The sequence below is a fragment of the Enterobacter sp. ENT02 genome (assembly GCF_019219165.1).
Taxonomy (GTDB): Bacteria; Pseudomonadota; Gammaproteobacteria; order Enterobacterales; family Enterobacteriaceae; genus Enterobacter; species Enterobacter mori.
The window spans coordinates 197,194-218,372 of sequence record NZ_JAHUWD010000003.1 but is presented as its reverse complement, the minus strand read 5'-3'; the positions used below and the strand labels follow the sequence as shown (position 1 = coordinate 218,372).

Below are 21,179 nucleotides of genomic sequence, written 5' to 3'. Positions count from 1 at the left end.
ATTAGCGTTCCCGTTGGGTGAGCAGGCCCGTTAAATGCCCAATACGTTCAAGGATTTTCCGCGCCTTTTCCTGATAAGAACGCGCTGCCGGAAAGAGCGAACCGTCAGCGGCGCCTCTGCACCATTTGTCGTTAAAGCGGCTGACGCCGCCCGCCATAAGATGCAGGGCCTCTCCCCGGCTGATGGCGATTCCGGTGGCGAGCCGGATCTCGTCAATCACCCTCTCCGGAACCCCGTTCTGCGGATCCCGCTCATAGACAAAGGGTGCCGATGCGCCGGGCCGGATGCGTTTGATGCGCTCGGTTAATGCCCGTCGCGCACGCCGGTTAAGGGGTTGAGAGGGATCGCTCACCGTACAGTTAATGACAGAACTCCGAGGAGGTGCAGGCGCAACCTGAAGGTCCACGGCCCGCTTCGGCACAATTTTCCACTGCGTGAGCCGGGTCAACACCGGGCTGCCCGCACCGACGGCGGAATCGTACACGCCGCGGATGCGAACGGTCTCCTCGCCGTACTGGTTAAATTCGGCGCGCGGTTCATACAGCGTGCGCACCTGCAAATCATCGCGACGCACAAACGGCCCGCCCTGTGCGGTGACGTAACCCGCCCAGTCCCCGGCGTCCGCCGCGTCATGGACGGCTGCAAACTCCACGCTCAGACCGCGCGCGGCCTCGGTGTCCGTCAGTCGACGCAGCTCGCGGTAGACCGTTACCGGCGCGCCGCCGATGAACTGAAACTGGCGAATGTGCCAGCGCCCTGCCCAGGCCGACACGGCGCACGCCGTCTCCTTTAGCAGCCCGCCGCTTTCATTATCGGTTTCGCCATCCAGCGCATAGCCGTCGATGTTCTTTGAGATGTATTTGGCGATATAGCCGGTGGCACTGCCTTTTTGCGGATCGATGGCGTCCGCGTGAAAGCGCACCCGTGCGGCGCTTTCGCTCTGCAGCTCAGCGGCATCCTCCTCCCGCGCGTAGTCCCCTATAATCTGGCGTACACATTCGACATCTTCCGGCAGCATAAACATCAACATGTGCCAGTGGGGCGTACCGTCGTGATGGGGTTCCGCAACGCGGATACCAAAAATGCGCCGCCCCTCCCGGTGCAGCTTTGCGCGAATGCGCGCCCACAGCCGCGTGAAGTAGCGCTGCGTATCCGCCGGGCTCGCCCCGTCCCACTTCGCGTTGGGGTAGCCTGCGCTCACGGTCGCGTGATACCGCGCAGGCGCGGTTAACGTATAGAACTCGCCCACATAGCCCAGCGCCTGGCAGATGTTTTCGAAGCCGCGAATGCGGGTCATCAGTTCACAGCGACGTATCGCCGGATTGGCTACCGAGCTGTCGTATTTATCAATCAGGCTGATGCGATTGCCCTCTTCATCTTCCAGCTCCATGCCCTTGAGAAATTCGCGGGTGCGGCGCTTCTGCTCGCGCCATTCCGTCACGCAGCGCTTGCTCGCATACGCCGTTCTCTTTTTGCTGACGTTGCCGAGGGCAATCTGCACATGCTCGCGCCAGGCGGCCGCGATCCGACGCAATCGCCCGCGCCACCACGCCTCGGAAAACAGGCGGATCACCGCCGCGGCAACATCATCTTTGTTGAAAAACGTCGTCGACACCCGCTCCCAGTGCGGGGGCGATACGTTAAACTGCCGTGCGATCAGTCCGGCGCGCTGATACCAGACGTACAGCGTCTGGTATTCACCCATGTCAGCATCGTTAATATTCGCCAGCTCGCCGCGAATAAAGCTGGCGATATCGGCGGCCAGCAGGTCGATATCCGCGCGGGACATATCGGGAAGTCGGTTATAGCGGGCAACCAGCTCGACCATCCGCGAGGCAAGGTATTGCAGAAGTCGGGTGTCGAAATGGCCTTCAAATACGGCCCGGGAGACCGCGTCGTGCAGGCCCGCGCAGGCATAGCGTTCAGAAACCTGCCGCAGGCGGGGCAGTATCCTGTTGCAGAAGCGGATCAAAAAGGCATTGGCCTGCGGGCTGCCCCGACGCTGTTCGAGAGCGTCGACCGTGCGCCAGACGTCAACGCGCACGCAGTCAGGCTGCTGTGAGAGGGCAATTCTTGCCTGCTGCAGCGCCGCGAAAAGGCGATCGCGGCGCTGCAGTTGGGCATGGGTAAGGTAGGGGCTGACAACGGCCGACCGCGGAGCGTTCCATGGATACTCAAATGACGTAGCCAACTCATCCTCCCCGGACGTGTTTATTTTTCATCTCCGCGATCTCCTGGCAGGTGACGCACAGCGCCACGCCGGGCACCGCCATGCGGCGCGCTTCGGGTATCGGGGCCTCGCAGTCCTCGCAGAGGAAACGCGAAGGTGATGCGGGCCGTCTGCGGGCGTGATTAATGTGCCGCTCTCTGTCTTCCTGCTCGCGCGCCTGCGCAAGATCGATAAAATCGGCCATCAGTGCAGCTCCTGTGATTCGCGCTCGTAGCGGGCCGCTTCGAGGCACAGCAGTTCGGCAACGTCTTCTCCGCTCATGCCGGTTTTAAAGATATGGCTTGCCAGCGCCTCCAGGCGCAGGGAGACCGCGCGGGCTCGCGCGCATCGCTCCTCTGTTTTTGCCTCCTTCAGCAGGCGTTTCAGTTCTTCACTTCCGAGTGGATAAGAGCGGTTTTCACTGTTTCGCATCACGCGTTCTCCTTAATTTCAGGCAATAGAATGCCCCGCGGGTTTACGCCATTCGTTTTTGGGTTGGGTTACATCGGCATGGTCAGCCGTTCAGGAAATAAACTCACAACAGCACGAAAATGGTTCATGGCGGTAATCAGCGCCCGTTTCTCCTCAGTCGTCAGCTCGCTGATATCGCACTCGTGGCGGGCGACGGGCAATCTCGCCAGGAAAAAGATGGCGGCCAGCGCCCTGCAGTTCTCCTCAAAACAGGGATCGCGCTTATCGCGCAGCTCGGCCATAAACCGCGCCAGCTCTTTTCCGCTATCGCTCCCGTATCGGGCGCGCAGTTCAGCGACGTGGTTAAGCCCGCTAAGACGAGCCCCCACGCTAAGTGGAACCCTCGCACGGGCAGCTTCTATCGCCATATCACCCCTCGCGTAAATTCACGCACGCTAATGCGCTGATAACGGGCACAGCACGGCTTTTTCCGCCGTTTGAGGATTGCGATTTCAGAAGCCATGCTGCATGATTCCCATTTTGATACTGTCTGCAATCATTAGCCTCTGTTTGCCAACGCCTGCCGCTGATTGCCCGAATTTGTAATGATACTAATACCCAAATGAGTATTAGTAAACACCCAAAGGAATATATTTTGATATTGGATTCTCAAGTGAATAATGAAGAGTTACTCGATAGAATCTGTCAGGTATATGGTTTCACGCAGAAAATCCAGCTGGCCCGTCACTTTAATATCGCCGCCAGCTCGCTTCAGAACCGCTATGCGCGCGGTACCATCTCTTATGACTTTGCGGTTCAGTGCGCGCTGGACACCGGCGCCAGCCTTCGCTGGCTAATGACCGGACAAGGTGCGCAGTTTGAAGGTAACCCCGCGACGGGTGATCCCGTTTCGGTTTCCGCGTTCACCCTTAGTGATGGAAGACTGGAAGAAAATACTATTTTGAGTATCGATTCTGCTGTCTTTAGCAAACCGCTGGCGCGTGGCATCGCCGTCCGGGCGGAGGGCAAGCTGCACTTTATCGAGAAAGAGGCGTCGTTAACCGACGGTCTGTGGCTGGTTGAGATTGAAGGTACCACCAGCATCCGCGACTTAACGCTGCTGCCGGGTAAAAAGCTCCACGTGGCGGGGGGCAAGGTTCCCTTTGAATGCGGTATCGACGAGATCAAAACGGTGGGTCGCGTGGTGGGGATTTACAGCGAGGTGAGCTGATGGCGTGCGGGTAATCAAAACCGCATGTTCGCAATAAAAAAAGCCAACCCCCGCATTCCTGCGGCGTTGGCCCTGTTTTTAAGGCAGTGACGCTTACAACAAGTTAAAAGACATAACGCATGCCAAGGGTAAATTCATTAGAGACGATGTGTGCTTTCATTTGTTCGTCTTTTAAGCCACGCGCGTTGGTAAAGTTGTTATATCCGCTTTCGATCTTACCCATATCGATATAACGGTAGCCCAAATCAACATACAGACGTTCAACCGGCATATAGCTGACTCCTGCACCTAACGCGTAGGTCAAATTGCTTTGGGTGGTAGACGCATATTCACGACCTGCATTACCCTGCCAGCCGCCCGCTTTGATCTTACTCACACCCACCCCTGCGGTACCGTACACGGAAACACCGTAACCCAGCTCATAATCGCGATATACGTTGAGCATCAGACGCTCGGTTTCGGTCTGCAGGTGGTTATAGCTATTAGCGAATGTGCTGGAGCCGCTGGTGTATTCCGTCTTCTGCTTAAAGGTATATTCACCTTCGGTACGCCAGCCGTTACCGAACTGATAACCTGCGGCAATCGCCGCGCCGCCAAAGTGCTCTTTCTCTTTACCGCCGACGAACTGCCCGACACCCGGGCGAGCGCTGGTATCCATCTCTTTCGCTCGCTGCTCGATCTGCAGGTATTTTGCCGAACCGTAATACCCTTCCTCGGTATTTGCCGCCAGAACGGTCATAGGGATTATCGCGATCGGCAGGGCGACTACAATAGCTTTCATCTTCATCTACACTCCGTTGAAAAATTATTCCGCTCGTCGAACCCTCGTTCGCCGATGCCAGGAAAACACACTCAGTGAGACGAATCATAGGCAGTCCCGAAAGGGCAAACTATTAGGATGAATACGCGTTTTACCTGGTAATTTTACGTAGGGATTTGTCTCGATTTTTACTCTATTTTTTCTATTTCAATCAGTTACCGGTGATTAGGGAGCGCCGTAAGGATAGACAGTATGAAATAGCTGTCATTGGTATCGAGTAAGGCAACGGTAGACGATTAAATTTCCTGAAGCTGCCTCGATATTTCCATAATTAACTTTTTATCACCAACTGAATTTTATTTTCTCCGCGATCTGATACGAAAAACAATATCCACCGTTTGCACGCTAACCGGACTGATACTGCCCCTGTTCATCCTCGAGCGGAAACGCAGTAAGACAGTTCTGCATGTTGCGAGCTTTATTCACGGGTGGGCTGTCAATACCTTCCCCTTAGCGGCAAGTGGCTCTCAAATACAGGTTTTATCAACGGCATGCCTGTCAAAATCCGGGTGATGAAGGATTGTATTGTCATTACGCCACAACATACACGCGAATTATGGGGATGTCTGGAAGGGATGAGTGTGGTGAATATCAATAAAAAGAAAGTGGCGCAGTGGCTGAAGACATTTCCGGGAGCGCTGAATGATTTGGATGATGTGCCGGTGATAAAACGAGGGTAAATGGCGTTTAAAAAAATAAAATCCCGGTGTTAAAACCGGGATTGGATAACTTAATATAGATGCTACTTTTTAAGCAAGCGCGGGAGTTGATTATTTAACTCAAGGATACAGGCATCCATATACTTCTGGGTTTCAACAACCACCTTCTTATAATTCTCACTTTCCCATTCTGACAGATTCGCTTCCACAGGAACTGGGGAACATTCAGCTACAGTATAAGCGGAAAACATATTTCCACCCTCAGGTTTCTTATAGAAAAGCACCTTATATTTCAGCTGATAAACGGGAGTAGTTGCCGTAGCATCTTTAAAGATCAATGCCCAGGTAGCATGGCCAATATAGAGTTGCTCTTTATAAACATACCCGCTGGATTGGGAGTCCATCCACTTGCTGATAGTTTTCTTTGCACCTTGAACGAGATAAGGACCAGTAGGATTTTTGATCGACTCGATGATTTCCCCTTTATAATTTTCTTTATCAAAACTGCTAGGTTTTATATTTCCGGTTAACACAGACAAAACGGCTAGCCCTTTTCCTAAAGCGTTATGAGTCGGGGTAACTACGCGTAGTGAATTATCTGCGATACGATTATCATTAAGTTCTGCCAGTGCTGACACAGCCGTAATCTCAATTGAACTACCATTTGAAGAGGTTACTTTTTCAGGTTTTATCTTGCTGGCACAGCCCGTTAGCGCTACAACGAACAGTAAAGTAATTGCTGTGAATTTTGTTACTTTCATTTTCTTTCCTTGATATAAAATTACGAAGGAGAATATCCTTCTACTTGCTTACGCTTTCCGCTCTTTCGTACTTAGTTCAGGCCTAATTCGTTCCCCCCTGCTTCCTGCAATATCTACTACCGTTAAACGCCGAAAATTTGCCAGTGTTCAAGCGAAGAAACTGGAATTCTGAGTAAAGCCTGATAGAACGTTCCCGATTCAATGGCCGGGATCATTCACTCAACGATACCGATCAGGAATATTTTGTAACTGCATACCTAAGGACCAATTTTCTGGTATATTTTTCTTTCTGAACCAGTTAGCACCACTGTCGAGCCATTTTTGTCTGTAGCGTTTGATCGACTCCAAATTCATATCTTCATACCCAAACTCAACACCACAACAGTCACATATGTCATAACTTGGTATTTGACTATCTTCCCCCCAAGGAGGATCTAACTGTTCAGCGCCACATACTCGACATACATAAAATTCATTATTGTGCATTAAACTAGTCCAGGTTCGATTTACATCCATAATCAGCAGGGTCCGGCTTAAACATTGTCTTAGGAACTCCATCTGCCGTTTTAACAGCAAAAGTATTTGTTGTTCGGTTGTAATACAACGTTTCCCCGTTAGAATGTGTTTTAGTAAACCTATCCGCCCCGCCGATATGCGCCTGTTTGCCCGCAGCAAGACTGAAGTTATCGCCCGTCGAGAAGAAAATGCTGAAACTTTCGCTCTGGCCCTGCGCCTGAACGGCAACTTTCTGGCAGAGGCGTGATTCAGCACCGACACGCCGGCCACAGTCAGCATGGAACAAGGAAGACTAGTGATCGAGCCGGTTGGCTGACGGATAAAAGGATCCCGGCCCGGTGGCCGGGATCCTTTTTAAGCGATCATATTGTCTAAAATACGGCCTATTTCATTAAGTAATGTACAGACTTCTTCTTTAGAAGCCCCTATTCTGGTTCCAAACTCAGGAACAGAGATACCATTACAAATCTCATTCAAAGCTGAATTCAGGATTAATAGCTCATTCTCACCAATAGTTAATTGAGCTTGTTTACCTGCAACAGATATTACGTCCATTCATCACCTCAAATTATCAAAGTATGCCCTACCGTTTACCGGTCTAAAAGCCGTTCCGCCATCAGATGCTTTTGGATTACGAATTACAACAGTACCTGTAGATTGATCCCAGTAAGCCGAACGACCATTACTCAACTCTTTGGTAGATGTAGGATTCTTAACAACATTTTCAATGTGTTGTGCAAACTGAGCCCTTGTTCTTATACCCAAGCCAGTAAACTCCCCTTGCTGAAGGACATGTTTCTCAAAAGCATGCCCTCCCGCAATCTCTTTACCGACTAATTCAGAATTTAAATTCTTCCCATTCGTTGAACTATGGGCTTCATTGTTCCGCGCATTCTCCTCATCCTGCGGCTCCCAGCCTCCCGGCGAGCCTGAACCCGCACCGCCCAATTCTGCTTTCTCACCATCCGTCAGATCCTTGCCAATATTCGGGTTTGAAGCACTCCCTGAATCGTACTTATCCTGCAACGAACTGAGATACTTACTGGTGATCTCATCATTACCCATCATTTCAAGGGTAACAAGATGATCCAGTTCATCAGCGGTCATCTTGTCCGCCATATCCTTAACCGCAGCCCCGGCAAGTCCGGCAACGCCCGCTTTTGCACCGATTTCCAGCACCTGCTCTGCAACCTTCGTCCGGCACGGCGCAGCAACCGCGCAACCTCTGGCAACCAGCGCCAGCGAGTTATTCTCAGTCGACGATTTTCCAGCCTGCGCTCCCGCTATAGCTGACCCCGTACTGTCTCCCGCAAGCCCACCGGCCATCCCCGATGCTATCGTCGCCAGTGCGCTGATCGTCTGCTTCTGCGACTCATCCAGCTCATCTGCGGTCTTGCCCGGATACAGCGACGCCATTATCGCGTTTGCCGCAAGCTCTCCCGTCGCCGCGCCTGCCGCACCCGCTGCCGCACTGTTTCCCTGCAGCGCCGCAACCGCACCGCCCAGGATGGCATGCGCAATGGTTTTCGCTGCCGTATTGTCATCGATCCCCATGCCGTGACCAATACGGTATGCCAGCTCCGGTGCCGAGGCCCCCGCCAGCGCTGCCTTAAGGTCACTTCCCGCCAGCCCCTGAAGCGCGGCCGTCGCCGCCTGGATACCCCTCTGCAGGTCGCTGCCCGTGCCATATTTCGCCGTCGTGGTTTTGTACGCATCGGTCCCGCGCAGCGCATCCTGATAGGCCTTTTTCAGTGCGTCGCTGGCATCCGCCCCCGGCTCGGTTATCCCTTTATCTGCAAGCTCTTTTCTGCCTGCATTCAGCCCGTTTATCTCGCCCTGCGTATTCGCAATATCCACCGCCTGCGAGCCAATCTCACCAATCAGCTGCACTTCCTGCAGGCGCTGCTGCTCCTTCTCCTTGTCAAATATCGGGCTGATGCTGCCGTTGGCATGCTCCGCATCGCGGCTCAGGTCAGCCACATCCTGCTTCTGGCTCTCCTTATCGCGGATGATGAGGCTGCCCTCGCTCACCGCCGCCTGTGTAGTCCCTTCCGCGTGACCGCTGTTGCCGCCCCCGGCCAGCAGGGCATTCGCCATATTCCCGGCAAACTGTTCGCCGATGCTGCCGCCCGAGCTGATGCCCGCGCCCTGATGTTCGGTCTTAAAGTCTGCCTGGTTATGGATATCGCTGAAGCCCAGTGTCCCGGTATCGAGGCGGTTTTTATCCGCCGTCGCCGTCGAGGCAATCACCCCGCCGTCAAGCTGCGTATGGTTGCCCACCGTCACGTCAAACCCGCCGCTGCCGGCGAACAGCCCGCTCTGCTCCTGCACCGAGTCGTAGTCACTGGTCATTTTGTCGCGGCTGACGTTGATGCTGCCAGATGCCGTGCCTGCACCAAAGGTGTAACCCACACCGCCGCTGACGCTGTTCTGCTTGCTGTTGTAGTGGTCGCTGTCCTGAGTGCTGGCAATCGTCAGGTCACGACCGATATCCGCCACCACGGTTTCGCCGCTCACCTGCGCACCGGCGATTGTCGCGTCGCGCCCGGTGTTGATGGTCACGCGGTTACCCGCATCCACCGTGGTCTCGTTCTGCCAGACACCGTTGCCCTTCTCATGCCCCTTGCTGCTGTTGGCGTTTGCCGAGATGCTGATGCCCGCACCGCCGGAGCCGACACCCACCCCGAGGCCAAGGCTGCCGCCGCTGCTGCTGTTTTTACCCGTCGTCTGCTGCGTGTCCTGCGAGGCAATCAGGTTGACGTCCCGCGCCGCGTCCAGCGTCACGTCCTTCCCGGCCTTAATCTGGTTGCCCGCCACGGTGATGTCGCTTCCGGTGGCCTTTATCGTGACGTTATTGCCCGCGCTTAGGGTGCTGCCCGTGGTCGTCTCGCTCTCCATATGCGATGACGATTTGGACGACTGTGACCCAATCGACGCGCTGACGCCGACAGTGTTGTTATTGCGTTTGTCAGAATCGCCCTTCGCCTGGTCCAGCGCCACGGCCTGGCCAGCCTGTACGCCGGAAAGCGCCGCCTGCGTGCCCTGCAATGCGGCCAGGCGCGAGTCGCTGCTCTGCTTCGCGCTCTGCGCCGTGGTCACCGCGTTATTCACCGCGCTCCCCGCCGCCCCCGACAGCGCCACCGTCAGACCGCTGCTCTTCTGCTCGAACCTCTCATCGCGGGTGCGTTTATCGTGCCCCGGCTCAATCACCACGCTGTCGCCGGTAAGATGGATATCCTTCTGCGCGATGATATCCGCCCCGCCGATATGCGCCTGTTTGCCCGCCGTGATGCTGACGCTGCCGCCTGTCGAGCCGACCGTGCTGAAGCTTTCACTCTGCGTCGTGCCCTGCTCCCGCAGGTCGTGGGTGGTTTTGCTGCTGCCGATGGTGAAGCCGATACCGCCCGTGCCCATCAGACCCGACTTTTTGGTCTCCTTGAAGCGCCAGGAGGTGTCCGTGTTGGTCGCCGCCACGATGTCCACGTTATGACCTGCGGACAGGGCAACGTCGCCGTCTCCGGCGACCGCCGAACCTTTAACCAGCAGGTTGTTCCCTGCCGACACCGTCACGTTGTCGCCGCTCAGCAGCGAGCCTTTCTCCCGCGTCGCGCTGTCTTCCTCAATGGTGTGGGTGGTCTTCTTGCTGAGGAACCCCTTTTTGGTTTTGGTTTCTTCCTTAAAGTGGTAGTCACTCTCCGTCGCCGTTGCCAGGTTCACGTCGCGACCTGCCGCCACGCCGATATCACCTTGCGCTGTCACCTCTGCCGCCTGTGCGGTCACGTCCCGCCCGGCAAGAATGATCGTGTCACCGCCGCTGGCGATTGCCGTGCTCTGCTGGCGTACGGACTCATCGATAACGGTTTTCTTACCGCCCTGGCTGCTGCTCGTGGTGGTGGCTTCCGCCAGCAGGTTCACGTCCCGCCCGGCCTGAATGCCCACATCCCCTTCTGCCGCCATCGCCGCCGCACGGGCATTCACGTCGTTACCCGCCTGCAGGGTGAGGTCGCCGCCCGCACTCAGGGTACTGCCCTGATGCGTAACGGACGCCGTCTCCGTTGTCGTGCGGTTGCGACCGGAACGTCCCTCGCTCGTCGCCATCTCGTTGGCGGTAATGTTGATATCGTTCCCCGCCGCCATCCCCAGGCTGCCGCCCGACGACACGTTTGCGCCCGTCACGTTGATATCCTGTCCGGCGCGCATTGCCAGCCCGTCGGTGGCAGTGATGGATGCCGTCTTGCCGACATCCGTGCCGCTAAAACGCACATTGCCCGCATCGACATTCCACTGCTGCGCGCGAGTCACGTTGTTAATACTGCCCGTGACGCTTTCCAGCCCTACCGTTTTACCACTGATGGTGGAGCCGATGTTGTTGATGTCCCCCAGCGCGCTCAGGTTCAGCCCACCGCCCGAGCTGACGAGTCCGGCGTTGAGGTTGCTGATGCTGTTGCTGCTGTCGATGGACAGGGCATTCTGCGCCGTGATGGTGCTGCCGCTGTTGGTGACGTTGCCGCCCGCCAGCTGCACGTTATTACCGCTAATCACGCTGCCGCTGTGAACGGTGACATCCTTCGGTGAAAGGTAGACTTTCGGGACCATCACCGTCTGGCCGTTAATGCTCGCCGCTTCCCACCACAGCAGACTGTGATCAAGCGCGGCAACCTGCGCTGCTGTCAGCGCCACACCAAATGTCAGCCCCAGCGCCTGCTGCTGCGTGGCTGCGCTGTCCATCAGGTAGCGCATCTGATCGAGATCGGAACCGATGCCGTTGATATACCGGCTGCCGGTCTGGTTCAGAATGGCGTTGCTGACGTAACGGGTATCGAATGCCGCGTCGCCGAGGAAACGGTAATCGCGATCCGGGTTCAACCCCAGACGGTCGAGGAAATACGCCGAGCCAAGGAACTGGTTCCGATCGGTGTAGGCACTGTTGGTCTCACGCGGTGCATCGCCAGGCTTGATGCCGAGCATGCCATAGAGTCCATCAAACAGGCTGTTGTCCACCTTCCCGAGGCCATCAAGCTTAGGGCTCACCGTAATCAGATACGGGCTATCGGGGTCGGTAGATGGTACGAAGTAACCGTTATCACCGGACGGCAGTGGATAGTTACCGCTGCTGCCGTTCCGATCGGAAAGGGATGAACCGTCGGCGATGTCTTTCAGGGCGTCGGTGAAATTATCCAGAAGATCGGGGGCACTCATGTTTGTGCTGCTACCTGGAGTCAATGACTCACTGGTCAACCCCTCACCGATAGCTTCAGGCGTAAGTGTATTCAGCGTTGGGGCATGAATAGTGTTATTGAATCCCCCCGCGTTTGCAGTGACGTTGGTATTGCTGATGTCACTTTTAAAGTTCGCACTGACGTTACCGGCAGCACTGATAACCGAGCGGTATACACCGCCATCGGCCACAAATTCTGTCGTTCGTTCACCGAGGAGATAAGGCACCCAGCCATACCAGCCATAGTCCTCATCAAACCAGCCCCAACTTCCGTCTGCATAGTGCGTCAGAGGTTGCCATTTGCTGTCGTTGCAGTCCTGATAAAACCACTCACAACGATATTCAGCCTGAACGTAGGTAACGCGACGTCCACCTTCGGCAGAGAGGTTATTCAGTGTCCCTCCCGTAAGAACGGCGTTACGTCCCGCAAGAATATGGCTAGCACGGTTATCCAGCGTTCCTGCATTAATTATGATGTCGCGTCCGGCAGCCATTCGGGCGGAACTGCCGGTGGCCGATACGGACACAACGGACTCACTCAGCAGGAATTGCCGGATATCTTCCCCTGTGAGGCGGTAATCAATCCTGTCACTGCACTGTCCACTGCCGTTTGCACCACTTCCGGCGCAACGCTCATACCTGTCAAAAACAACCTTACTGCCATCGTTTTTCCAGTCTTCAAGCAAGAGGACAAAATCCGAAGGTCTGCCGTTGAGGTCATAACTGATGTAGTGTTCATCTGCGGCAGGAATGGCATCAGGGTATTCCCGTTCTGACTGGCTGACAGTCAGCCCATCGGCTTCATTGAGCAAATGGCGGGTATTCACGGTGATATCGCCGCGTGTGGTCTCAATCGTACCGGAGCGGTTAATCACGTCTTCATTTGCCTCACCGACTGCATTCCTCTGCATCCAGAGGCTGTTATCAGCAAGAATGTCGCCGTAAATATTGTGAATACGCGCAGCAAACAGGGAGAGATTATTGCCCGCATAAATCAGCGCTGTATTAAGCAGCGTACCTGCTGCCGTCATCGTCAGGCTGCCCGCGGTACCAGTGAAGCCGTTGATGGTGATATTTTCCCGCGAGGTAAGCTGCACGTCTCCGCCCGCCTGAAGCGAGCCGGAAGCATTCAGCAGCAGGCTTTGCGCATTAAACGTGCTGCTGCCGTTACCGGAGGTAAGCGTACCGCTGTTCGTAAATGCTCCACCCGCGCTGAGGGCGATGGCATTGCCCTGGATCACTCCGCTATTGGTGATGGCGTTTTGCGAGGAGACCGACAGCGTTTTACCTGCGGCCAGCGTACCGGTGTTCACGAGCGCATTAACCAGCTTCAGCGTCGCGTCGCCCAGGGAAACCACCTGACCATGACCGCTGAAGTTGGCGACATCGAGCAGCAGATTGCCCCCGCTGTAGAGTTTACCGCTGACGGTATCGGTGAGAGCGTCACCCGCTACCGTCAGCGAGGCAGTACCCAGCACCGTGCCGCTGTTAGTGATGTTCCGGTATTTCACCCCCAAATCCGCACCCTGAAGCGTGCCGCGGTTATCGAGCGAGCTGCCACGCAGCTCAGCGCTGCCCGTCGCCAGGACATTTCCACCATTCACGGCGTTCACCACATCCAGCAGCAGCGTGACGGCCTGAACCAGCCCGCCGCTACCGTTTACCAGCTCTGGCGTGGCCAGCGTGAGCTTTCCACCGGAGAGAATTTTGCCGTCATTCTGTAAACGGGTGGTGGCTTTCACCGTGGATTCACCACCGCCCTGCACCGTCCCCTGATTATTCAGCGTGGCGGACGACGCCTTCAGCGCGTTCTGGCTCAACAGAACACCACCAGCGGTGTTGTTCAGCACCCCGGAAACATCCAGCGTCAGCGCTTCACCCTGAAGCCGTCCGCTGTTGATCAGTTGCCCGGCTGTGATTGCGGTCGTTTTACCCTGAATCTGTCCGGCGTTCGTCGCATTACCGGCATTCATCGACAGGACGCCAGCCGTGAGTAATTTCCCGCCGCCCTGGTTGGTCAGCGTCTGGTTCAGCGCAACGGAAAGCGCATCAACCCCGGTGATTTCATCGCTGTTTGTCAGCGTATTCGCCTTCAGCGTCAGATCCTTGGCTATCCACTGCCCGCTGTTTGCAAGCGTCAGTGCTGAGAGCGCCAGTTCTCCGTTTGAGGTGACTTTGCTGCCCGTCGTACTGATAAGATTGCTGACAATCTGCGCATCCAGTACATCTGCCGCCTGGATCGCACCGCCGTTCGTAAGCGCCTGCGCATGAATAAGTACCCGTTTACCCTGCCATTGCCCGGCGTTACTGAGGTCACCGGCCGTCACCGTCAACTCACCCGCCGTCAGCAGCGCTCCCGATGCTTCATTCACCAGCGAGAGGAGCGGTGCAGCCATCTCCAGACGAGCAGCCAGCGTCAGCGCGGCGATCCCGGTCAGCGTGCCGCTGTTAGTGATACTGTCCTGATGCGCGGTGACACGGTTCCCCTGAACCGCTCCGCTGTTGCGCAGCGTATTCCCCGCGAGCGAGAGCGTGCCAGCCGATAACAGATTGCCGTGGTTAACGGTATTGCCCGCATTCAGCGTGATGTCGCCCTGGCTCATCAGTTCACCGGTATTGCTGAATGTCCCGGTGGTGAAGGCATTAAAGGAGCCGGTCGCCAGCGAGCTTCCGCTGTTATTCCAGTCGCGGCCGCGGAGACTGACACTCTGCCCCTGCAGCTGGCCAGCGGTGGTCAGCGTGGTACCTGAAAAGGTGAGGTTCCCACTCGTAAGCGTGCGCGAGCCTGCCGCTAAATCCAGCACTCCGGCGGTCACGGATAACGCGGTATCCCCCTGCAAGAGACCGCGACTGTCGAGACGATCGGCATTCAGCGTCAGCGTCTTCCCTACGATGCTGCCCGCGATGGACACCGATTGTGCCGTGATGCGGTTTGCTCCCTGCGCCAGCAGCAGGCCTCCTGTGCTGTTATTCAGCGTGTCGTAATCAACAAGGAGTGACGCGCCACTCAGCTCACCGCTGTTGGACAGGCGCGAACCGGAAAGGGACAGCCCGGCATCGCTGGTGATAATGCCGCTGTTTTTCACGTCAGAAACTGAAAGGGTGAGTACCGCCGGGCTGTACAGCACGCCGCTGCTGCGGTTATCCAGCAGATGAGTGACCAGCGACAGCGTCTGTCCCGCGTGGATCAGACCACTGTTTACGACGGCAGGGCTGCTGATGGCGAGCGATGACGCCGTCAGCGTCCCCCTGTTATTGAGATTACTGGTTTCAATCTTCAGGGCTGACGCTGAAGATTTTCCCCCGTGACTGAGAGCGTCAGTGGCTGTCAGGATAAGCCCATCTTTCGCAGCCTGCGTCCCATCAAGCTGCGCATTCTGCACGTCCACGCTGACGCTGTTACCCTGCGTCTGTGCCGTTGCCGTGGTCGTCAGGCTTTGACCCCGAATGCTCACGGAGCCGCCCGCGCTGGTTTCGCCTGCAAGGGTGGTAGCCGTATTGTTCAGCACCAGATCGCCATCGCTGTGGGTCACTGACTTTTCGGTGGTGATGAACGCGTCTGATGAGCCAGCAAGCCCTCTGGCACCGGAAAGCGTGCCGCTGTTTGTCACCTGTGCAGCCTTCAGCGTCAGCGTGTCATCGCTGACGAGCGCGCCGCTGTTATCCAGCTTACCGCTCGCGATAACGGTCGTTTTACCTTTCGCGCCGGTGTCACCAGACAGCATGGCGTTGCGCGCGTTGATACCCAGCGTGGAGGCGCTTTTCAGGGTGCCGGAACTGGTGATGTCGGTTCCTGAAACGTTCAGGCTGTTGCCCTGAACGGTGCCGGTATTGCTGAATATCCCGGTCTTCAACGAGGCATCCGTCCCCGCGGACAGCGTCCCGCTGTTGATCAGGTTCCCCGTGTTTATGGCAAGAGATTTTCCGGCAGTGGTACTGCCTCTCAGCAGGGTGTTCCCGGACGTGGAGAGCGCGATATTTCCGCTGGCACTGGTTCTGCTGCTGCTCTCCTGAGTCAGCGCCTGACCGCTGAGCGAGATATCTGAGGCGCTTACGCTTCCGCGCTGCGTCAGCTCACCGCCTTTCACCGACAGTTGCTGACCCGCGACGACAGAGCCGTTAAGCACGGCACGCTGCGTCGCCTCCAGCGAAATATGGCGTGATGCGGTCAGCTGCGTCCCGGTTTCCAGCGTTTTCGCGTTAACCGTGGCATCCTGCCCGGCGATGTTTTTCCCCTTAAGCGCCGCGTTTTCTGCCACGCTCACGGCAAGGTTACGACCGGCACCGGCCTGGGCATCCGCACTCTGGGTGAGGGCGTTTGCCGTCAACGTGGTGTCGGTTCCCGCAGTGAACGCGCCGCCGTTTTGCGTGAGGATACCGTTGGTCGCTAACTGAAGATTGTTCTCGGCGGCGATATGGGCCTGGTTGAGCGTCAGGGCGCTCTGCCCGGAGACAGTGAAGTTACCCCCGGCTTTATGGTCGCCGGTTAACGTCACGTCCGCCGCGCTGACCGTGGTGCTGCCGCTGGCAAGCGTGTTTTTCAGCACCACTTTCCCCGCGCTGCTGAGCGTAATATCGCCCTGACGCGCGTTAAGATCCCCCAGGTTTACCCCCAGCCCTGTTTCGCTGGACACCAGACGAATACGGTTGGCGTACATCCCGCCCAGCGCACCCGTGTCTACCGCCACCTTCGGCGCGTCACCTTCCCCTTTCAACGCGCTGACGCTGCCGTCTGCTGCGACGCGGTTCGCCCCGGCGACCACACGTACGTCTTTCGCATGCAGTTGGGCATTGATCTCGGTCGCGCGGGAAATAATCGATACGGCATCACTCTGGCTGCCATCCAGCCCGGCACCCTCAATGGTGACCGCACCTTTAGTCACATCAAGCGATTGCAGCTTCCCGCTGGCGTCGAGCACCGGTTTCCCCGTGGTGAGCGTCGCATTCGGCGTGTTGATAAACCCGCAGCCGTTACAGGTGATACCGTAGGGGTTCGCCACAATAACGTTTGCTGCCTTGCCCGCCACTTCGGTGTAGCCCTGTAAATGTGAGCGGTTCGCGCCGGTGACTTCGTTGATGATCCCTTTGGCTTCCTGCCCGGCTTTCAGGTTGGGGTTGTTTTGGATAATCGCGCCAAGCTGGGTCTGGTTCAGCTGTCCCGTGGCGTTATTCAGGATCAGCCCTTCTTTGCCGACGTTGTAATCGTGGTATTTATTATGGGAAATACCGGACTGATTCGGCGTGGCAATGTTCACGACCGGAACACCGTTGGCCGCCTTATCCATCTGCGTATTTCCGGACGGGGCAATCGTGGCGGCTACCGCAGGCAGCAGCGGCTGGGTTGCCAGCAATACGCTCAGTAACGCGCTGAGCGCACGCTGTGAAAAACGAACCTGATCCTTTTCCATCATCCCTGTCCCTTAAAAAGCCACTGAAAAACGGTAATAGATCACGAGGTGATCCGGTGCCAGCCAGTCCGGATAGTCCACCGGTGTGCCGACGGTAAACTGGCTGGAATACCCGCGATTCGTCGCGGTAAGCCCCAACGCGGTTCCCCACAGCGTGCCGGAGGCGTAACGATCCTGGCCGTCCTTCTTCAGCCAGCCGCCGTCAATTGCGGCAAGTACACCAACATCGCCGACCCACGGCAGCGTAAAGAGCGACCAGTTCAGCTCGTTTCGCCAGTAGCCGCCGTTATCCCCGGAGATGTACTGCTCCTTAAAGCCCCGAACGGACGTTTCGCCGCCCAGCGTCAGACGCTCGCTGCCGTACAACCTGTCCGGCGACCACTGAAAATAGACGCTGGTGAGCCACCAGAGTTTGTCCGCCACGGGACGCTGAAAGCTGCCGTTCAGGCTCCATTTGCGGAATTCGGCTTTTGGCACATCACCCTGTTTGTCGTTATCGTCTTCTGCACCCAACCACGGCACGCCCTGCGTAAAGGTTGGGTTCAGGGTCGCCACGCCCGAAGCGATTTTTTGTGTGTGGTTAATGCCCAATGAAACACTGGAGAGTTTGCGGCTGCTGGTGGCCAGCAAAACATCATCGAGATAGTTCCGGTTGATGCGGTGAGTGATGCCCGCCGACACGCCGGTTTTGATTTCGCCATTGCGGAACAATACCCAGGAGCCCGTCAGACGGTGCGTTTCGGTATCCCCCGTCGACCGCCAGAGGTAGCCGTTATTATCAATAGTGCTGAGGTAGTTGCTCCAGCTGTAGCTGTAGTCCAGCAGTCCGTAGCCGTAAGGGATGCTGACGCCTGCTGCAAAATTTTGAGCATCCTTGCTGTTGGAAAAATCACTGCTGCGCCCGCCGCTGATAAACCACTTATCCGCCAGACCCAGCAGGTTATTTCCGTACAACGCGCCAGTAAGCTGCCCGGTCCCGGTGCTCTTTTGCCCGCTGTTATCAAAACTGACGGAGCCGCTAAGGGGGAACTGTGGCGTGGCGGTCAGATTAACCACCGAGTAGCCCTGCCTGTCGCCGGGCAAAATTTCAATCTCAACGGGCCGCTGACGTACCCGGTTGAGCTGTTCCATGCCCTGTTCGATATCGCGCAGGTTAAGGATCTTCCCCTCAAGCCCGGGGAAGGTCATTTTCAATGTGCGGTCCGGCACACCTTCGAGGCGAATGTGCTGAAGCTTTCCTTCCAGCACGGCAAGATGGAGTACGCCGCCGGAGAGATCCTGCTCGGTTAAAAACGCGCGGCTGGTGATATAACCCCGGCTGATGTACCAGTCAGAAACCGCATCAGTCAGCCTGGTGAGACGAGCCATATCAAGGCACTGGTTAATCCAGGGGGCGGTCAAACGGTTTTTGGCAGAAGGTGAAAGCAGCGTCGCGCCCGACAGCTCAATGCGGCGAATGACGAAACAGGGTCCTTGCGGCGTGGAAGCGTCGTCTGGCGTAACGGGCCGCGGCACGATCGCGCTGCGCTCAAGCTCTTCACGCTGACGCTGGTTTTCATCGAGCAACTGCTGCTGCTGTTGTTGAATGGTATTACGGTCAGCCGGGGACAATGGAGCAGCCAGTGCAGCACCGGATGCCAGCAGGGTAACACCCGCCAGCGCGTTGATTATCGCCGTTTTCCCTAACATCACTGCCGCTCCTGCATAAAGTCCGTTTTCAAACTTGACTGTTAAAAAATGAGCAACTTATGTCAGGAAGGTAACCGATGTAAATAGATGTAAATGAGATTCAGATTATTTAAAGATACTTTCAGAGTTTTCAGTGTGTTTATCCGATCGTCCGCAAAAAGAGAGAGCGTGGCTGTGCAAGACAATGTGCTAAATGGACTCGTCATATCGCTAAAGAAATCCCCTGTCGCGCCGATCATCATCCGTGTGTATTATTTCCTGTAGCTTTTACAACAACTAACCTTAACTCAAATACTTAAGCGCCAAAGCGAAAGGCATCATGAGCACACCGATCAAACGGCTAGAAATCATAAAAAATGCCATCGAACTGGAAGATGACGACATCATCCAGAGCCAGCTGACGCGGCTGAAAAATGAAGCGTTTGACGAGGAGCTACAGGCAATCGTCGTGGCGCTTGAGAATAAGAACTACACCGCAGCCATCAGGGCCATCACCGCGTGGCTGCAGGGCCAGCGCGCCGTGACCCCGTGGCGTGACCCGCAGGTGGCCGCCAGCAAGCTGGAGCTGAAGGCGCTGGAAGAGCGTCTGCGCGATCTGATTGACCGCCGCAACGCCCGCGTGCAGCAGCTTGATGAGTTCAACGATCTCTATTTCTCCCGTCTCGGGCCGCTGATGCAGCAGATCCTCGCCCTGCGTAAAACGCTGGCGGAGCTAAACCTGCGCCGTCAGCAGGCGGAGGCGCGTCGTCGCGAAGAAGATTATCGCCGCTGTCAGCGCTATATGGCGCAGGCGGTAGAGGTGCTGGCAACGCTCACCCAGAGCTGGCGCGATCTCCCGGCCGATTCCGTACAGGCTGCCGAGGCGCGTAAACAGCTGCAGCAGCAAAGCAACCTGATTGCCAATCTTCTGGCCGAAGCGCTGGAACTGGAGAGCGGCTTAACGCGTGAAGAAGAGCCCGCGCGCCAGGCGCGCGATGAGGCTAACGAAGAGTACGAGAAGTATCGCGAGCAGCATCACGATGCCGAAGTGCGTCTGCGCAAAGGGAAAGATCTCTCAGAAGAGGATAGGAACGAGCTGAAACGCCTGTGGCGTCAGGCGAGCAAGCTGTGCCACCCGGATCTGGTGGCAGACGATCTGAAAGAAGAAGCTAACACCATGATGGTGCAGCTTAACCAGGCCAAACAGCGCGGGGATGTGAAAGCGATCCGTTCACTGGTGGCACGCCTGCAGCAGGGCTTTGAGCCAATGATGGCGAGCGACAGGCTGAACGATCTGGAGCGTATCCGCAAAAAAATGGCGCAGGTGCGCGAGCAAATCGACACCTTAGTGAACGAGCTGGCGGAGCTGGAGAAAGAAGAATCCTGGCTGCTGGTGTCGTCGCTGAACAATATGGAAGCCTACTTTGCCCAGCAGGAGAAGGCGCTGCATGAGGTCCGCGCCTCGCTCGAACATCAGGTGAGCGAAGCGCAGCTGGAGTCCGCAGCCTGACTATTTAGCGTGCCAGTATGCGCTGGCACGCACCAGCTGTTGGTCAATCGCGTCGGTTTCAAACTGGCGGCTCAGGTTTTTCACCACCTTCCCTTCCCCGGTCAGCCAGATAAAGTAATCCTCTTCGGGCACGGCCAGCGTCGCCAGATTATCGGCCACCGCCTGCGGGTTGTGGCCCACAATCCAGGTGAGGTTGAATTCACTCAGGTGCGCCAGATAGTCCTTATAAGATCCGTCACCCACGGTCACGACCGCATGAATGTCCGGGCGTACCGGCAGTTTTGCGATGCCTTCTAAACGGCGGCGCAGCGCGGGCATCCCGGATTCATCGCACACGTACAGCTGCCAGGCGTAATCTTCCGGCACCACCAGCGATCCGCGCGGCCCACCGATAGTGAGTTTGTCGCCAGGTTTGGCCGCTACCGCCCAGCTGCTGGCAACGCCGCCATCATGAACGAAGAAATCCAGCACCAGCTCATTTTTCTCCTCATCGAACAGGGGCGTATAGTCACGCGCCTGCGGGCGCACGCCGTCGCCCCACTCGATGCCTTCATCGGTGACAACGGGCGGAACAAAGGTCGCGCCCGGTGCAGGGAAAAAGACCTTGGTATGGTCGTCGAAACCGCGGGAGCTAAAGCCCTCCAGCGCCTCGCCGCCGAGGACAACGCGCTGGAAGCCAGCGCTGACGCGCTCGACGCGGAGCACGTTCAGCTCGCGAAAGCGCAGGTCATTGCGGACACGTTGAGGGTAACGGGTTGATGTCATTTT

13 protein-coding genes and 1 pseudogene are annotated in these 21,179 nt (G+C 56.6%); 3 read left to right on the top strand and 11 right to left on the bottom strand.

What is annotated here, in order from left to right; translation table 11 throughout:
- Position 1: 1 nt before the first annotated feature.
- From KW829_RS12000 to KW829_RS11985, 4 genes are all read right to left on the bottom strand, one after another.
- Entirely contained in the window at positions 2 to 2,191 is a 2,190-nt protein-coding gene (locus KW829_RS12000) for a replication endonuclease (protein ID WP_218308288.1), read from the bottom strand.
- A 1-nt stretch (position 2,192) separates the two neighbouring features.
- Positions 2,193 to 2,414 carry a TraR/DksA family transcriptional regulator gene (locus KW829_RS11995; protein ID WP_047347784.1) on the bottom strand — a complete coding sequence of 74 codons (222 nt, stop codon included), beginning with the start codon at positions 2,412 to 2,414 and terminating at the stop codon, positions 2,193 to 2,195.
- Positions 2,414 to 2,641, bottom strand: a complete 228-nt coding sequence (locus KW829_RS11990) for a DUF2732 family protein (protein WP_010435811.1) — start codon at positions 2,639 to 2,641, stop codon at positions 2,414 to 2,416. Before KW829_RS11990 ends, KW829_RS11995 begins: the two co-directional genes overlap by 1 nt.
- A 68-nt stretch (positions 2,642 to 2,709) precedes the next feature.
- Positions 2,710 to 3,048 carry a DUF5347 domain-containing protein gene (locus KW829_RS11985; RefSeq protein ID WP_010435814.1) on the bottom strand — a complete coding sequence of 113 codons (339 nt, stop codon included), beginning with the start codon at positions 3,046 to 3,048 and terminating at the stop codon, positions 2,710 to 2,712.
- 227 nt (positions 3,049 to 3,275) lie between these two features.
- Between KW829_RS11985 and KW829_RS11980 the strand changes: the two genes are divergently transcribed.
- Positions 3,276 to 3,851, top strand: coding sequence for a phage repressor protein CI (locus tag KW829_RS11980; RefSeq protein ID WP_218308287.1), 576 nt, complete (start codon positions 3,276 to 3,278; stop codon positions 3,849 to 3,851).
- A gap of 103 nt (positions 3,852 to 3,954) precedes the next feature.
- Here the strand turns inward: KW829_RS11980 and KW829_RS11975 are convergent, their stop codons facing one another.
- Entirely contained in the window at positions 3,955 to 4,638 is a 684-nt protein-coding gene (locus KW829_RS11975) for an outer membrane protein (protein WP_218308286.1), read from the bottom strand.
- A gap of 353 nt (positions 4,639 to 4,991) precedes the next feature.
- On the opposite strand from KW829_RS11975, the pseudogene KW829_RS11970 reads away from it, so the two are divergent.
- Positions 4,992 to 5,351: pseudogene (locus KW829_RS11970) on the top strand (SymE family type I addiction module toxin); the annotation flags it as partial.
- Positions 5,352 to 5,413: 62 nt separating this feature from the next.
- Here KW829_RS11970 and KW829_RS11965 read toward each other — a convergent pair.
- From KW829_RS11965 to KW829_RS11945, 5 genes are all read right to left on the bottom strand, one after another.
- Positions 5,414 to 6,091, bottom strand: a complete 678-nt coding sequence (locus tag KW829_RS11965) for a hypothetical protein (RefSeq protein ID WP_218308285.1) — start codon at positions 6,089 to 6,091, stop codon at positions 5,414 to 5,416.
- 219 nt (positions 6,092 to 6,310) lie between these two features.
- Positions 6,311 to 6,577, bottom strand: a complete 267-nt coding sequence (locus KW829_RS11960; protein ID WP_218308284.1) for a hypothetical protein — start codon at positions 6,575 to 6,577, stop codon at positions 6,311 to 6,313.
- 384 nt (positions 6,578 to 6,961) lie between these two features.
- On the bottom strand, positions 6,962 to 7,162 hold the full coding sequence (locus KW829_RS11955) for a hypothetical protein (protein WP_072207571.1): 201 nt from the start codon (positions 7,160 to 7,162) through the stop codon (positions 6,962 to 6,964).
- Between the two features lie 3 nt (positions 7,163 to 7,165).
- The gene (locus KW829_RS11950) at positions 7,166 to 17,236 is read right to left on the bottom strand and encodes a hemagglutinin repeat-containing protein (RefSeq protein WP_256350580.1); all 10,071 of its coding nucleotides are present in this window, start codon (positions 17,234 to 17,236) and stop codon (positions 7,166 to 7,168) included.
- A gap of 9 nt (positions 17,237 to 17,245) precedes the next feature.
- Positions 17,246 to 18,922, bottom strand: a complete 1,677-nt coding sequence (locus KW829_RS11945; RefSeq protein ID WP_218308283.1) for a ShlB/FhaC/HecB family hemolysin secretion/activation protein — start codon at positions 18,920 to 18,922, stop codon at positions 17,246 to 17,248.
- Between the two features lie 319 nt (positions 18,923 to 19,241).
- Here KW829_RS11945 and KW829_RS11940 point away from each other — a divergent pair, with 319 nt between their 5' ends.
- Entirely contained in the window at positions 19,242 to 20,411 is a 1,170-nt protein-coding gene (locus tag KW829_RS11940) for a DNA repair protein (RefSeq protein ID WP_218308282.1), read from the top strand.
- On the opposite strand, the gene KW829_RS11935 is transcribed toward KW829_RS11940, so the two are convergent.
- Positions 20,412 to 21,176 carry a siderophore-interacting protein gene (locus KW829_RS11935; RefSeq protein WP_218308281.1) on the bottom strand — a complete coding sequence of 255 codons (765 nt, stop codon included), beginning with the start codon at positions 21,174 to 21,176 and terminating at the stop codon, positions 20,412 to 20,414.
- Positions 21,177 to 21,179 lie beyond the last annotated feature (3 nt).